This window comes from Lentzea sp. NPDC004782, from assembly GCF_040609115.1.
GTDB lineage: Bacteria > Actinomycetota > Actinomycetes > Mycobacteriales > Pseudonocardiaceae > Lentzea.
This window is the reverse complement of the sequence record NZ_JBEXJN010000015.1, coordinates 154,748-168,960: the sequence shown is the minus strand read 5'-3', so window position 1 is coordinate 168,960 and position 14,213 is coordinate 154,748. Positions and strand designations below refer to the sequence as shown.

Below are 14,213 nucleotides of genomic sequence, written 5' to 3'. Positions count from 1 at the left end.
CCCACTCCCGCAACACCACCCCCACCCCATCCCACCCCTCCGCCAACCCCCGCAACAACCCCGGCAACACCCTCGGCGCCAACCCCCCACCCAACGGCACCCACAAAAAATCCAACGAAGGATCAAGCTCAACACCCATCACCCCACCCCCCACAACAACAACCCGCCACCCGGCACACAAACCCACCGGACAGCAACACCCACATCACACATCACACAATCCACAGAAATCCTCAAAGGTGGAAGAATCAGCACAAACAGCACGCAGACACTCTGCGGCAAGGAACGCTACCGTTCGCAGTCGCCCTGGAAGCCACGACCACCGGGCGGAAATCTGGCGCTAAGCACGATCATGCTGTCGCGCCCGGCTCATGACCATAAAGACAGACCGTGGCACCTCCCCAACACGTCCTTATTCTGGCGTGTGGGAGGTACCACGATGTGTCCTGCCGAGCACAAAACAGCTGACGAGCTGTGCGTCAGGTCGTCAGACGACCCGACGCGGCTTGGGATTCGGATTCGGTGTCGGCTGGTCCGGCTCGGCCATGTCCCGCTCACCGGGCCGAGAAGTTCCTGCCACAACGGGCCTAGGGCCGCCCGTGCCGCCGAACGCTTTCTTGGCCACCTGAACATTGGACGCCTCGGCGTTGTCCGCGAGATCTGCCAGCTGCTTCACGTCCGCACTTAACGCGATGACCGCATTTGCAATCTCACGTACGCCCCCCCGGATCGCCTCGGAGACATCGTCATACGAACCTTTGTAGTTTTGCCAGGTATCGTCGATCTGGCCGTCCTCCGAAGGAACCTGATTAGCAAGATCATCGACATCATATGCGATGGCATGGCCACGATAAGCGCGGCCTTCAAGCCAATCAGCGCACCGCCGTAGCGCGTCGGTATCGACGCTGAGGATCTCCCCCCCGCCCGGAAGGCGACGGGGAGAATACGAGCTGAAACCGGAACCTGTGGAACTGGAGCCGGAAGCGGAGTCATCGCCACCGGCGGGGGTCGCTTTCGATGCACTCATGATCAGTCCTTGATTTTCATCAGATCGCGCGTTTCAGGACGCAGCTCCGGCTCCGACGGAATCAGGGTCTGCAGGTCGATATCACCGGACAGGAGTCCGCGGGCGTCGACACCGGGCGGCAATGTCGGCGCGATCACGTCTGCAGCCTCTTCGACGATCTGCCGCTGAGCGTCCCCAACGACCTTGAGCACGACCGCGGCGAGCTCAGCGGGAGCCATGCGCTTGTACGCGTTGCCGTGGAACTTCACGTCCTTGATCACACCGCCGTGGCCCACCGTCACGCTCACTACCTGTCGGGGAGCCGTCACGGTGCAGGAAAGCTCCTTGAGCCGATCCTGGGTTTTCCTCAACTCGGCGAACTGTCGCTGATACTCCGCCTTCAACTGCTCAAGCCCTTCGGAATGCGGCGACGACATCACACCAACCTTCCAGTCCAGCGCCCCACGCAGGCCGCCCTAGCGAATACCTCGGAGTAGAACAACCGCTGATCAGATCCACCAACCGAACGGACTAGGCGGGACCTCAAGTGAAGCTCAGACTGCCCTTCCGCACCCGAACAGCGGCTGACCGGTTGAGACGCGAGCGAGTCTCAGACAACGTGCGGATACCCCCTCCAAGACCCGCGCAGGCGTCAAGCCGGCCGGAGGCGACCCTCCGACACCACGCGAAACGGCCTGCGGTGAACCGGCAGGTTTTGCCCTCACGAAAACCTGCCGCCAGCCAAACCTGGTGACCACCCAGCCCAGCAAGGTTTCCTGCACTCATGACTTCGCACACCGCATGGTCAAGCGGCCCCCGCACCACCACACCACCACGCCGCGCCACCATCCGGGTCACCGTGCACGCCACCGACCCCCTCGTGGCCACCGGCATCAACACCATGCTCCAACCCACCCCCGGCATCGACCTCGTCACCGACCCCCACCACGCCGACATCACCATCGCCGTCGCCGACACCGGCCTGCCCGACCTCACCACCCACCACAACACTCGCCTCATCCTCATCGCCGACGACATACGCCAAGCCGACCTGTGGACAGCCATCGAACACGGCCTCATCGTCCTCGTCCCCCGGACCGAAGCGACCAGCCGATCACGCCTGCTCCGCGCCATCACCGACGCCCGCGAAGGCCGCGGCGACCTCCCTCCGGAACATCTCGGCACCATGCTTCAAGGCCTCAAACAACTCCAGCAAAACACCCTCCGGCCACGCGACCTCACCCTCACCGGACTCTCCACCCGCGAAACCGAAGTCATCCGCCTTCTCGCAGACGGCCTCGACACCAGCGAAATCGCCGAAAAGCTCATCTACTCCGAACGCACCGTCAAAAACGTGCTCCACAGCCTCCTCAACAGACTCAACCTCCGCAACCGAGCACACGCCGTCGCCTACGCCCTGCGCCAAGGCCTCATCTGAGACACGTTCCAACAGCAACGGAAGCCCCTTGCACACCAGCCGACAACTCTTCCCGACGACCGCGAAGCTCCGCCTCGACTCACTACACGACTCCCGATGCGCACACTGACAACCCTGCTGCGCACCGAACTGCGCGAAGCCGAGTCGCGGATCGCCCGCGAACTGGGCGACCTGCCCAGTTCCTTGCGACTTCACCTGCACGTTCAACGCAAGTCACCCGTGCTGGAGTCCAGGCTGTTCGCCGCTCTGGTGGCGGGCGCGGCCGGCGGTACACCTCACGAGGCGATACCGATCTGTGTGTTGTCAGGCCTGTCGTGGGCCGGCGTCGAGACGCTCGGCCGTGTCGGAGCCCTCCAGTTGCTGCTGCACCACCTCGGCTCGCAGGCCGTTTCTCCGCGGCTGCGGCGCGAGTGGTCGAACGAATTGGAGCGATCCCTCCTCCCCGCCGAGAGCACGAGGTGTGCAAAACCGGTTGGCCTGGCCGCCACGCGGCAGCGCTACCTCACGACCGCGTGCATGACGGCACGCAGCGCGGCCCACGCCCGCGACGCCGTCATGGCAGTCAGCCTGCAGGGTCTCACCGCAGCGACCTCCGAGAAGTGGCGGGAGTTCGGAGCCTGGTTCGGCGCGTTGATGGATTTGGCTGCGTCGAACGTCCAGGACTCGGTCGACGGAGCACTCGTTCGACCGGCTCGCGTCGTCTCACCGCTGCTCTTCGCTCACACCCTGGAAAGCACGAGTACGCATCGACGCCACCACCTCCTCAGTCTCGCCGAAGAGGCAAAGCACGACACCGATGCACGGGCCGTGCTGCACGAACTGGTCAGCTCCCGATCAGGGGTTTTCGCCTACCACCGGGACGTCGCGACATTGCACGACCAAGCACGCGATCGGCTGATCCAGCTTTGCACACCAGGTCCGTACGCCGAGAGGCTTCTGTCTGATCTGGACAGGTGGCGGACTCTGGCCTGGGTCCGGCCGCGCGAGGTGCTGGGGTCAGCCGCACAGAAGTGAAAACCGGACGACAAGACCTCAACGGGCACGCCTCGGCCAGCACCCACCGCAGCATCTACCCGTGAAAGGCGTCGGTAGCGTCGTCGCCACGATTCATCCCCGCAGCCGGCTCGTCGACCACCGCCGCCGCGGTGGGAAGTCAGAGTCCGCGGTCGCCTTCTCGTGCTCACCCTCGCGTGCGAGGTCGCGTCGCATCTGGATGCAGCAACTCCTGCAGCGGCCCAGTCATCGCCGGGCCACCTTCTCAAGAGGGCATCTGATCCTGACTCATGATCGTCTGTCCGGATTGCTGCCGTGCCTGGTCCGGAACCAGTGCCATTCAGAGCGACGAACGAACTGACCTGAATGCATCATCTCTCGCGTCGCGTCCACCTTTGGATGCACAAAGGGTCAACAACTGGCCCACATACGGGCAGAGCTTCCGCAGCATGCGGCCTCACGGTCAGGCGCGTCGTATCATGTGATATGCGCGATATCGTGCTGCCACCGGCCAAGGAGTGATGATGACGGAGACTGTCGAAGTTGCATCGGCCGTGAAGCGAGACGCAGCCGAACCGATGATCGTCGATCTGCGGCAACAGATCGACGAAGTGGATGCCGAAATCATTCGTCTCGTTCTGATGCGCACCAATCTTTCGAAGCAGATGTGCACCGCGAGACAAATCGCAGGTAGCCCCAAGTTCACGTACAGTGACGAACTGGCCATGCTGGCACGCTATCGCGTTCTCGGCGAGAGCGGCACCGAACTCGGGTTGCTATTGTTACGTCGCGAGCGTCGCACCCTCGCTCCTTCATAGTCCGGCTGCGATGACAGTGAGCAAGAATTGCCTCGGCCGAGCATGCAGTTTGCGAATTGGGCTGGCTCGTTTTGGAATCCAGCTCGACAGATCTTTGGCGCTCATCGGAGGGACTGTACAATCACCTCGCATCGCGTAGACGACACAGCTGACACACGCCGGTTGACCGAGTCTTCGCGCACACTCCGATGGCCGTTTGTGCTGTGCAGGCCATTGGCCGCGCGCAGTGGATGGTGACTTCGCCACCATTGAAAGTGGCGTGAGCAACCACGACTCCGCGGGCGGGCACCCGAGGATTGACGGTGCGCCCTGATGTCAAATTCGACTTGTATCACGAGTGCGGTCAGATGAAACCCGTGTCGCACTACTGAAGTATGTATCGACATCGCAAGAGCAAGTTGAAACTCACTGTTGTCAACGAGCTGCACAAAGATGGACCCATCGGCGCTTTAATTTCCTTCATCATCGCACCCTTTATCCAACCAGAACTGCTCGTGGTGTGCACTGACGGGGTTCCCAATTCCGCAGGCCGACAATTCGCCGTCAGCCCGCTTCGCGAAAGAGGAAAATGAATTGCTGGACCACCATGACGTGCAACGGCTGCATGCGACGTTCGATGTCGCCGAGCGTGCTGCAACCGAAGAATTCCTTACCACCGTGTTTGACGAGGAGTTCACAGATAAAACGAAAATAATTTTCGATCACGCTGCGGTACTCGTTTTCCCCGACCACGTGGATGATGTCGTCGAGTTCTGCACCGCTGCGGGCTACGAGGTCGCCGAACCCTTCCCCAGTATGGTCGTGCGTGGCCGTCTTGCCCGCCGATACGGCGTGACGGAGCAGGATCTGGATGTCATGATCGTGCGTGCGCGCCCGCAATCTCGTGGCTGCGGCGGCGTGGAGATCTTCGTGCTGCCGCGACGCTTCGCCACAGCTCACTCAAGGCTCGTCGCGAAAGAGCGGGCGACTGAGGCCGAGTCGCATCTGGGCTGGTTCGTTGATGCGGACAGCGTCGAAGCCGTCTGGCGGTGTTGCCTTCAATACTTCGGCATGCGCCCGGACGGAGGAGGCTACAACCCCGTTGAGAACAGTGCGGAAGATGGCCGCACGGTGCTCTACTTCCAGCACGACGACGGAGCCTCCGTCGCGGCTCACGCCAGGCGGATGGAACTGACCGCTGACGGTCATCACGCAGCCGTGCTGGCGGCGCATCAGTCTGCCACGGTCGAGGTGCCGGACCAGCACACCGCACTGCTTTCAATGCTCGCGGGACACTGGGCCGCCAGAGCACTGCACGTGGCAGCCGAGATCGGACTCGCTGACGTGCTGGATCGGGAGCCTCTTCACGCAGCCGATGTCGCGGAGCGGACTGGCTGCGATCCCGTTGCGGTCGGCCGGCTGCTGCGCTTCCTGGACCGGAAGGGTGTCGTGCGTCAGCTCGGTGATGCGACCTATGCGAACACCGAGCTGGGTGAATTGTTGCGTGAAGCCAACCCGTTCAGCGACTTGGTGCGCCTCTACGGGAGTGACTTCTACGAGGCGTGGGAGGAGTTCGGGGCTACTGTGCGCACCGGCGGGACCGCATTCCGGCACCGCCACGGCGCTGAGCATTTCGACTACTTCGCTCAGGACGAGGCCAGCGCCAGGGCGTTCGACCGTGCGATGCAGGCAGTCACGGAACTGGTCGCCGACGAGCTCGCGAAGGGCTACCCTTTCCCGCACGGTGTCACCGTGGTCGATGTCGGCGGCGGCAACGGCACGCTGATGCGTGCTGTGCTACGTGACCATCCCAGCGTGTCCGCGGTGGTCTTCGACCGTGATCATGTCTCCGCACATGCGGCCGGCGAGCGGGAACCCGACAGCCGGTTCCATGTTGTCTCAGGTGACTTCTTCACCGAAGTTCCGCCGGAAGGCGACGTGTACGTGCTCTCGCGCGTGTTGCACGACTGGAGCGACGAGGACTGCGAGCGCATCCTCGCCAGGTGCCGTGCAGCATGTCGCGCCGGCGCGAAGCTACTGGTGCTGGAACGCTTTCTTCCGGAGACCGGTGCACCGCGGCGAGATGGCGAGCTGGGGGCGCTGTGGGACCTTCAGATGCTCGCGATCACGGGTGGCCGCGAACGCGAGTGCTCCGAGTACGAGAAACTCCTGCACGGCGCCGGCTTTCGAGTGGACGACGTGAGGCCGCTTCCGACGGAGATGAACCTCCTGATCGCAACTGCCTGCTGAACCGGGGGCAACACCCGCGGTCCGTCGTATGATGATGCGTCTCAATGCCACCATGAAAGCCGTCGAACGGTCATGCGCACTCGGCTGCGCAGCACACTCACAGCATGTTGACGAACTGGCGACTTCATGTCCTCAGACGGTGACCGTCCGCAACGCGGTGAGGGCCGACCGGGATTGCGAGTTCGAGATGCAGATGGCCTCCATGCCCGCGCCCCACTGGTATCGCAGATCAATGGCCACCCCAGCGGATGTCCGGACGATCCGGGTGGCCGGATGTTCGATCGCGTTCCGCTGTTGGGGTCCCGTCGGAGCACCAGGCATCGTCCTGGTACACGGAACCTCTGGTCATTCTCGCTGGTGGGATCACATAGCGCCACTGATCGGAGACGAGTACCGAATCGCCGCGCTGGACCTGTCCGGGCACGGCGACAGTGGACGCCGCGACGAGTATTCCGCCGACCTGTGGGCGACGGAGGTCATCACGGTGTCCGCGGCTGCGGCGATGGCAGGGCCACCGGTGGTGATCGGACACAGCATGGGTGGGCTCGTTGCGCTGAACACCGGAGTGGTCCATTCAGAGAGGCCGGGTGGCGTGGTGGCCATCGAGTGGCCGATCCGAGAATCACACCGCGCGAAGAAGACGACCGCGCGCGCTGCTGGCCGGTCGCAACGGGTCTATCCCGACCGTGCGGAAGCCCTGGCCCGCTTCTGGACCGTCAACGGCAAGGACGAGCACCTGCCGTACGTGCTTGACCACGTCGCCTCGACTTCGATCGAACCCGCACCCGGTGGATGGACGTGGAAGTTCGATCCGAACGTTCTGGGGGCCAGTCTGCCGGATCGGAGGTGCCTCCGCCACGCGTCCATGCCCGTGGCATTGCTTCGAGGGCAACGAGGATTGGTCGCGCCGGACGTCGGCGACCAGGTCTGCGAACTTCTGGGCAGGCCGGTACAAGTGATCGAGTTGCCACTGGCCGGACATTTCCCGATGCTCGACCAGCCGCTGGCGTTGATCGTCGGGTTGCACAGCGTTCTCGCTGATTGGGAAAGCTCCGGGCATTGGCCACATCAGCCGTGAGCTCGGTTTGAACCGTGTGATCAGGGACCGACGTAGTTCTCTGCGAACGAAGCCTGATAGGCGGCTGATGAAGCCAGGTGCTCCAGCCGTGCGCGGGCCAAACGCCCGAAGAACGGTGAGCCGACGTCGGCGTGGATCATGTTGACCATCCACTGCGAGAACTCCTGAGCGCGCCAGACCCGGCGCAGGCAGTCGTCCGAGTAGGTCTTCAGGCCGACGTCGGACCCGGTCGTGTAGTAGTCGGCCAGAGCGCGTCCGAAGGTCACCGCATCGTTCATCGCGAGGTTCATGCCCTTGGCCCCGACCGGGGTGATGATGTGGGCGGCGTCGCCGAGGAGGAACAGTCGCCCGTACGACATGGGCTCGACGACATAGCTGCGCATGTCCAAGACCCGCTTCTCGATGATCTTCCCTTCAGTCAGTGACCACGTGGAATCCTGGAGCGAAAGCCGCTTGTGCAGCGCGTTCCACACTCGCTCGCCGGACCAGTCGGAGGCTTTTGTTCCCACAGGGACCTGAAGATAGAACCGACTCACCGTGGGGCTGCGCAGCATGTGGCCGGCAAAGCCGTCGGTGTGCAGCGCGTAAATGACCGCCTTGGTCGAAGGGGGTGCATCAGCGAGGATTGCGAGCCACTCCACGCCGTGATAATGACTGAATTCTGTCAACTCCGTGGAAGGAATTGCTTTGCGACACACTCCGTGAAATCCGTCGCACCCGGCCACGAAGTCACACAGGACTTCACCACGCGTGCCGTCCTCACTGGTCCAAACTATGGACGGAGTTGATGACGCGAGGTTTCGCAACTCGACATCGCTGACCGAGAACCGAATGTCTCCTCCATTGGCGAGGAAGCCCGCAACGAGGTCCTTGACCACTTCCTGCTGAGGATAGATGAAGTGTTGCAGACTTCCGTACAAATCGCTGTAGGAGACCTGGAACGACTGCCCGTTCACGCGGAACTCGCATGCTCCGTGGCGGTCGGCTGTCGCCAGCAAGCGATCAGCGAGCCCGAGCGACTCGAGCATGGCCACCGAGCGATGTTCCAGAACTCCCGCACGTGCCCTGTTTTCCACGTGAATGCGACTTGATTTCTCGAGCACGATACAATCAATTCCTGATTGCTGGATGAAGTTCGCCAAGGTCAGACCAGCCGGTCCGGCGCCGACGACAACTACTGCACGCTTCACAGGTTCTCCTGACCGCCCTGGAACTGCTCCACCTAGTTGCCCATCGCGGGTCGTGGACTAGAAGCTCGGCCAACTCGGCCAACTCGGACACGCCGTCGGTGCCACACCCCCGGACATCCGGCTGAATGCTCGACTCACCCCGCCGGGGAGAAATTCGCACAGGAGGCACGGAACGTACTCGATCTTCCGACCAGGACGGCGGACATAACAGCGCCATCACTGACGTTCCCTCACCGGCCCCCTGGTGAAGCATGACGAACGTGACTACAACGACTATTGCCCACCTTTTTGAATGTACTCAGTAACGCCGGTTTCCTCGATGATCGAATCAATCTCATCAATGAGCGCATCGATTTCACTGTCTTTATCCTGCCGGGAATCAGAATCGGCGGCACTCGTCGGCGCCGACTCCGGGCCATCACCGTCTCGCTGCCGATGTGCTTGGCGCCGCGACATCAATACTCCTCCACAGTTATTTTCGCGCCCGAGAGACATTGTTTGGACCATTGGGATCCAGCAGCAGGTTGCCCGCATTCATGAAGGATTCAACAATGCATGAGAGCCAGGTCTGCAACTTGACTGACGCGTCGACGCAGACAGTTGATTCCGAGGTGTCCGACAAACCGGCAAGTCGCGCCGCGACTGCGACGCGAAGTTCCTGCAGGGTCCAGACCCATGTCATTCGATTCATATCGCCGCAAACTTCAACGACACCGCCGCGCGCGGGCAGAGCATCAAGCAAAATCGTAACCGATCGTCGAGCCCGCCGTAGCCGAAGACGGAGATCGTCTTCTGTGCAGTTCGCAAACACGGCCGCGAGAACAGGGTCACCATTAAATCCAGACAACCCGCTGTTGATACGGTTTCGATAGTCGGCAAGGTGCTTGCGCAACCAGCGAATCTGTCGAGGACTGAACACTCCGATGAAGCTATCGCCGCAACGATCCCAACTGATCATCCGATTTCAGGCTCCTTACGGGTGGGCCGGGCCCTCGACAGCGCTTGATCGACGAAAGTGGGCAGGATCCACTCTGCCAGTGATACGAGCGGATCGACATGCGGCCTGCTCAAGTCTGCCCAAACAGACCTAGAACGTGGTCAGTTAACCTCAGCGAGGCATCCCCTCATTGACAAAGCTGGAAAGCCCTGGCGGCCGCTTGCCCGTCACTGGGTTCGTCATTTCGGCTTCACCGCCGGGGTTTTGTCCGGAGAGCGCCAGTGCAACCGGTGCCGAACACCGCAGTCGGTCCGTGAACACCCAGCGCCGCGACCACATCGTCGAGCAACCGGTAGGGAGCTCCACTGAGCCACGCGGCTTCTGGTGCGCCGTTGGTACCGATCACGACACCAGCGTCAGCCGGCAGGTGACTACTGATTCCGGACATGAACTGGGTGACCACGTCCCGATCAGCCAGCTTCGACACGTACGCGCTCTCGAAGTCGTCCGTGCCGTGCACGGCGGTCGCGCCGTCCACAATAGACTTCCAGGTCTGCTCGGTGTCCGTACCGAACCCCGTGGCGAGCGAGATCTTCGTTATGCCGATCTGACGTTTCATCCGCGCAGCTTCCCCGTTTCACTCCGGTCTATCCGGTCGACCATCCGCTCCTCCTGTGGCGAGAGGCCAAATTCCTTGAGCGCCACCCGGATCGCGGTCGGCAACGTGCCGTCCGGCTCGAACGGCACGACCAGCACGGCGAAGCTCTCACCGCGAACCTCGTCGTCCACGGGCACGCATGCCAGGTCCTCGACCGGTACGACCTCGCGCAACCGCTGCTCGACAACGTCCAGATCCACGCGCACGCCATTGATCTTCCGCAGCCTCACGCGTTTGCCGCGGAACCGGAACCGGCGTTCGTCCACGACCTCGACGAAATCCCGGGTGTCCCATGTCGTCAATCCCTGCGCAAGCCGAGGCCCTGCTACCACCAGCCGGGTCTCTTCACCGACGGGACCGTTGAGCCGCACGTCCTCGAACAGGGTCCACACACCGTCACGTTCGACCCTGTGCGCGATACCACCACTCTCCGTAGAGCCAAAGACCTCGGTGATGCGCACGTGTTCACCGCCGAGCCCGGTGGCCGTCTCGGCGGCACCGGGCGGCAGGTTCGCGGTGCTGTGCATGATCGCGATTTCGACGGCGGTGGCGTACACCGCGCGGTGGCGACGCAAAATCCGGAACGTCCACGGGATCGCCGTGACTCCAACGCCTTTGCCGGACACGTCGGTCGCAGGTGCGTCGACCCCTGGGTGATACCACACAGGAACGCCCAACACGGCCGGCAGCAGAAGTGTGGTGAGCACGCCGTAGAGATGCGTCGGCGGCGCGAACGCGAATATCAGATCGACTCTGCTGCATCGCCACAACGCGGCGAGCAAACCCACCTCGGTCAAAAGCTGATCTCGCGAGCGCGACCACTTGGCGGGAGCGCCAGTGGAACCGGATGTGGCCACCACGACGGTATCTGGCACCTCGGCCAGCAGCATTGCGGCACGTTCGCCGGTTGGCAGAAGGTCCCAAACGCACGTGCCACGCGCTGGCTTCGACCGGAGGAGCGGGCGCATTCAGCCAGTCGCGCAGGACCGCCTGCGGGGCGAGCTCGATGCTCACACGCGTTCACCCAATTTGCGCGTCACCCATCGGGTGAACGCAGCAATGCTGATCAGCTCAACAGTCTCTTCGTCGATGCCGAGGGGCTCGGAGCCCAAGCTCAGCCTCCAACTTGCTGACGATGTCCAGCTTGGCGAGGCTGTCGTAGATGCTGTCAGGTACCTCGGTCAGCGGTTGGTCGGCGGGCCATTCGTCGAGATGCACGCGCAGCGCGGCTGACACTGCAGTCCGCACCGTCTGTTCCAGCTGCGCGACGGGGGAACGTTGGTCATGATTCTTCCTCTCAGGTCTGGAAGACCACAGTGTGGTGATCATGAACGGGGACTCGTCGGAAGCCAGGACAACGGCCAGGTTCGCCACCTCGATCGGTTCGCAGATGCGCCGCGACGGCGTGATCCGCCGGCTGCGGCCAGATGTCTCGTCATTGAGATGACCGCCTTCAGCAGCGCCGTGGGGAAGCACTGGATGGAACAGCACGCCGCATTCGCCAGTGACCGAACCCATGTTGATCACGACACCTCCACCGCGCTCTTTCAGGTGTGGCCAAGCCGCTCTGGTGCACAGGTAAGGTCCAGCTCGTGGCGGACCGTGAAATACCAGTCGTCGAAAGCTTGTTTCTGGAACGGAAAGTTACGCGGTGCCCCAGCGTTGTTGACCAGGATGTCGATGCCCCGAACATCTCGATCCAGTGGTGCGCGCTATCCAGGTCCGGCAGATCGACCGGTGCGAGGTACTCCATCACGCCACCGGCTTCCCGCACCTTCGCCGTCGTCTCCGCGCCGGCCCCGACCCTTTCGTGGAGCCGAACACTCGGGCGCCCTCAGCGGCGAACCGCTGCGCCGTCAGCCCTCCGATACCGTCTGTTGCCCATCGAATGTCCCGTTCATCAATCTCTGAATGAGCAAATGAGATGCGAGAACAGTTCAAAAGGAAGGACCGCACTACGGTTAGTAATCAATTTCAATGCTAGCACCTGGCGGCGGCGTAACCAAGAACACCCGCCCTGCAGGGAAGAATTCTCTGCCTCTTTGCGCATTGCCGGGCCGCGAGTGGCTCGCTGCCTGTAGAATTGATACCATATTCGATGGACAGGCTTTGATGATGCCCGATTCATCGCCTTCTGCCGCACCTGAGCTGTTCAGTGATTTATTTCTGAAATCACCGTTGGCTCAGGTATGCGCCGTTGCGTGTGCATACCCCCGGTCACCCTGGTCGACCTGCCGGGCGGAGGCCGGACGTAGTCGGTGACGCGGTACGGCGTGCGCGCCGGTTTGAACGATCCGCGGTTCTCCAACGACCAGTCGCGACTCCGTCTAAGCGTTCGACGCGCTGCCCGCGGACCTGCGTGCCGCCACTGTGCGAGACGTGCAGAACGTGGCCCCGCCAGGACCACACCAGAATGCGCCGGTTGATCGCGTCGGCCTTCTCCGCGCAGGCCGCTGCCCGGATGCGGCCGAGACTGGCCGAACTGGCGAACGTCCTGTTTGAAGGACTCGCTGGGCAGGAGGTGGTCGACATCGTCACCGACCACGCCGCACCCATTGCCGGACGTGCGCTGGCTGAGGTGCTCGGCGTGCCGGCCCAAGACCACGAGCGGTTCCAGCAGTTGACGAACGCTGTGATCAACAAGATCCAGGCAGCGACCCTGCCGACCTCGTAGCGCCAGCGATTGAGCTGCACACTTACATCACGCAGTACGCATCAACGGTCAGCGACCTACACCGAAGAAGCCGGTGACGCAAGACGCCAGCGCGGTCGAGGTGACCGACGAGCGCGCAGGAGAACCGACGTTCCTACCCTCGAACGCCAACCGCGACCGCCGGACGATCTCCGACTTTCTCATGACGACCATGGGTACCCCGCAGATCGAGCTACCCGGCGGACGTGTCCAGTCGATCTTGACGTTCCACGACGTCCAGATGCTGACCCACCTCCGTCAGACGAAGATCTCCAACCAGCTGCTCGGCGACAACAACGGTGAGCGAATGAGTCAGGCCGCGGTTTTCACGCCGGACGTCGTGCTCGGTGCGTACGCGCCGGAAGTGGAGGAGCACCGGCGCGAGTGCAAACGAATCAACCGTCGGCTCAACCGGCTGCAGCAGAACCTCGGCGCCATCAAGGGGTTCCCGTCGGAGCGCAAGCACCTCACCGAGCAGCAGTTGCTCACTGAGCAACTCGCCTGCGAGCAGGCCATCCGGGAAGCCACACGTGCGGTCGGGGCCGCGACCGCCCGGCTTGCACCAGAGGAAGCCACCGATCTCGCACTCGCCGAGGCTGTCGACCGTGCGAAGGCGACGTTGCAGGCCACAAAAGAAGAGGAGGCTGCTTTGCGCGCTGAACTCAGCCGACTCAACAGCGCTGTCTCGACCAGGCAGAAGTCGTTGAAACGAATGCGCAAGCTCGGACCAGCGCCATGGCATTGTTCACATTGAACACAGTTGCTCGCACGCCCAGCCGGCCCCGATCAGTGCCCGGTGTGCCTGCAGCACATCGCGACAATCGCGCCGGGCTCAGCCACGGCCGGCGCGACCAGCGAGCAACTCGAACGTGAGCCCCAGGCGCTGGGTGAGAAGGTCCGCTGCACGACTCGGCCAGCCACTTGCTCCACGCGACCTGCTCGGACGACTCCGCGCCCTCGGCATCTCGCCGATCCTCGGGCGCAACACCGCGCTCATGGAGATGGCAGCCGAGATGCCGCTGCCGTGATCGCGAGACTGCTCGGGATCAGCCTCGACCGAGCCACCCGCTGGACATGCGACGCCGGCAACACTCGCCCCTGCTGCGCCAGAGAGGTCGCCCACCGTGACCAACCCCGCTAACATTGTGGCCTGCCATCATCAGCGGCATGACGT

General features: G+C 62.8%; 16 protein-coding genes. 8 read left to right on the top strand and 8 right to left on the bottom strand.

Going from position 1 to position 14,213, the window contains the following annotated elements; translation table 11 throughout:
* Window positions 1-487: 487 nt before the first annotated feature.
* A complete protein-coding gene (locus tag ABZV40_RS16885; RefSeq protein WP_355441541.1) occupies window positions 488-1,027 on the bottom strand; it encodes a hypothetical protein in 540 nt (179 codons plus the stop codon).
* A gap of 2 nt (window positions 1,028-1,029) precedes the next feature.
* Entirely contained in the window at window positions 1,030-1,443 is a 414-nt protein-coding gene (locus ABZV40_RS16880) for a YbaB/EbfC family nucleoid-associated protein (protein ID WP_355441538.1), read from the bottom strand.
* 347 nt (window positions 1,444-1,790) lie between these two features.
* On the opposite strand from ABZV40_RS16880, the gene ABZV40_RS16875 reads away from it, so the two are divergent.
* The 5 genes from ABZV40_RS16875 (at window position 1,791) to ABZV40_RS16855 (ending at window position 7,562) form a co-directional block, all read left to right on the top strand.
* A complete protein-coding gene (locus tag ABZV40_RS16875; protein WP_355441536.1) occupies window positions 1,791-2,444 on the top strand; it encodes a LuxR C-terminal-related transcriptional regulator in 654 nt (217 codons plus the stop codon).
* 96 nt (window positions 2,445-2,540) lie between these two features.
* Complete coding sequence (locus ABZV40_RS16870; protein WP_355441533.1) at window positions 2,541-3,458, top strand: hypothetical protein; 918 nt, start codon at window positions 2,541-2,543, stop codon at window positions 3,456-3,458.
* A 503-nt stretch (window positions 3,459-3,961) separates the two neighbouring features.
* Window positions 3,962-4,255: a chorismate mutase gene (locus ABZV40_RS16865; protein WP_355441531.1), complete on the top strand. Its 294-nt coding sequence runs from the start codon at window positions 3,962-3,964 to the stop codon at window positions 4,253-4,255.
* 573 nt (window positions 4,256-4,828) lie between these two features.
* A complete protein-coding gene (locus tag ABZV40_RS16860) occupies window positions 4,829-6,484 on the top strand; it encodes a methyltransferase (protein ID WP_355441528.1) in 1,656 nt (551 codons plus the stop codon).
* 139 nt (window positions 6,485-6,623) lie between these two features.
* Complete coding sequence (locus ABZV40_RS16855) at window positions 6,624-7,562, top strand: alpha/beta hydrolase (protein ID WP_355441525.1); 939 nt, start codon at window positions 6,624-6,626, stop codon at window positions 7,560-7,562.
* Between the two features lie 20 nt (window positions 7,563-7,582).
* On the opposite strand, the gene ABZV40_RS16850 is transcribed toward ABZV40_RS16855, so the two are convergent.
* From ABZV40_RS16850 to ABZV40_RS16825, 6 genes are all read right to left on the bottom strand, one after another.
* Window positions 7,583-8,752 carry a 4-hydroxybenzoate 3-monooxygenase gene (locus ABZV40_RS16850; protein ID WP_355441522.1) on the bottom strand — a complete coding sequence of 390 codons (1,170 nt, stop codon included), beginning with the start codon at window positions 8,750-8,752 and terminating at the stop codon, window positions 7,583-7,585.
* 273 nt (window positions 8,753-9,025) lie between these two features.
* On the bottom strand, window positions 9,026-9,208 hold the full coding sequence (locus tag ABZV40_RS16845) for a ubiquitin-like protein Pup (RefSeq protein WP_355441519.1): 183 nt from the start codon (window positions 9,206-9,208) through the stop codon (window positions 9,026-9,028).
* 16 nt (window positions 9,209-9,224) lie between these two features.
* Entirely contained in the window at window positions 9,225-9,710 is a 486-nt protein-coding gene (locus ABZV40_RS16840) for a hypothetical protein (RefSeq protein WP_355441516.1), read from the bottom strand.
* A gap of 229 nt (window positions 9,711-9,939) precedes the next feature.
* Window positions 9,940-10,308 (bottom strand): hypothetical protein, encoded by a 369-nt coding sequence (locus ABZV40_RS16835; RefSeq protein WP_355441512.1) that lies wholly within the window; start codon window positions 10,306-10,308, stop codon window positions 9,940-9,942.
* Window positions 10,305-11,237 carry a class I adenylate-forming enzyme family protein gene (locus tag ABZV40_RS16830; RefSeq protein ID WP_355441509.1) on the bottom strand — a complete coding sequence of 311 codons (933 nt, stop codon included), beginning with the start codon at window positions 11,235-11,237 and terminating at the stop codon, window positions 10,305-10,307. Before ABZV40_RS16830 ends, ABZV40_RS16835 begins: the two co-directional genes overlap by 4 nt.
* Window positions 11,238-11,418: 181 nt before the next feature.
* Entirely contained in the window at window positions 11,419-11,874 is a 456-nt protein-coding gene (locus ABZV40_RS16825; RefSeq protein ID WP_355441507.1) for a hypothetical protein, read from the bottom strand.
* Window positions 11,875-12,760: 886 nt separating this feature from the next.
* Here ABZV40_RS16825 and ABZV40_RS16820 point away from each other — a divergent pair.
* The 3 genes from ABZV40_RS16820 to ABZV40_RS16810 all read left to right on the top strand — a co-directional run bounded on the left by ABZV40_RS16820 (window position 12,761) and on the right by ABZV40_RS16810 (window position 14,067).
* A complete protein-coding gene (locus tag ABZV40_RS16820; protein WP_355441504.1) occupies window positions 12,761-13,021 on the top strand; it encodes a hypothetical protein in 261 nt (86 codons plus the stop codon).
* A gap of 100 nt (window positions 13,022-13,121) precedes the next feature.
* A complete protein-coding gene (locus ABZV40_RS16815; protein ID WP_355441500.1) occupies window positions 13,122-13,793 on the top strand; it encodes a hypothetical protein in 672 nt (223 codons plus the stop codon).
* 133 nt (window positions 13,794-13,926) lie between these two features.
* Entirely contained in the window at window positions 13,927-14,067 is a 141-nt protein-coding gene (locus ABZV40_RS16810; protein WP_355441497.1) for a hypothetical protein, read from the top strand.
* Window positions 14,068-14,213 lie beyond the last annotated feature (146 nt).

Bases quoted from the DNA above. Each gene is read 5' to 3' on its own strand.
- ABZV40_RS16885 (WP_355441541.1), bottom strand. From the start codon at position 1,027: ATGAGTGCATCGAAAGCGACCCCCGCCGGTGGCGATGACTCCGCTTCC.
- ABZV40_RS16880 (WP_355441538.1), bottom strand. From the start codon at position 1,443: ATGTCGTCGCCGCATTCCGAAGGGCTTGAGCAGTTGAAGGCGGAGTAT.
- ABZV40_RS16875 (WP_355441536.1), top strand. From the start codon at position 1,791: ATGACTTCGCACACCGCATGGTCAAGCGGCCCCCGCACCACCACACCA.
- ABZV40_RS16870 (WP_355441533.1), top strand. From the start codon at position 2,541: ATGCGCACACTGACAACCCTGCTGCGCACCGAACTGCGCGAAGCCGAG.
- ABZV40_RS16865 (WP_355441531.1), top strand. From the start codon at position 3,962: ATGACGGAGACTGTCGAAGTTGCATCGGCCGTGAAGCGAGACGCAGCC.
- ABZV40_RS16845 (WP_355441519.1), bottom strand. From the start codon at position 9,208: ATGTCGCGGCGCCAAGCACATCGGCAGCGAGACGGTGATGGCCCGGAG.
- ABZV40_RS16840 (WP_355441516.1), bottom strand. From the start codon at position 9,710: ATGATCAGTTGGGATCGTTGCGGCGATAGCTTCATCGGAGTGTTCAGT.
- ABZV40_RS16835 (WP_355441512.1), bottom strand. From the start codon at position 10,308: ATGAAACGTCAGATCGGCATAACGAAGATCTCGCTCGCCACGGGGTTC.
- ABZV40_RS16830 (WP_355441509.1), bottom strand. From the start codon at position 11,237: ATGCTGCTGGCCGAGGTGCCAGATACCGTCGTGGTGGCCACATCCGGT.
- ABZV40_RS16820 (WP_355441504.1), top strand. From the start codon at position 12,761: ATGCGCCGGTTGATCGCGTCGGCCTTCTCCGCGCAGGCCGCTGCCCGG.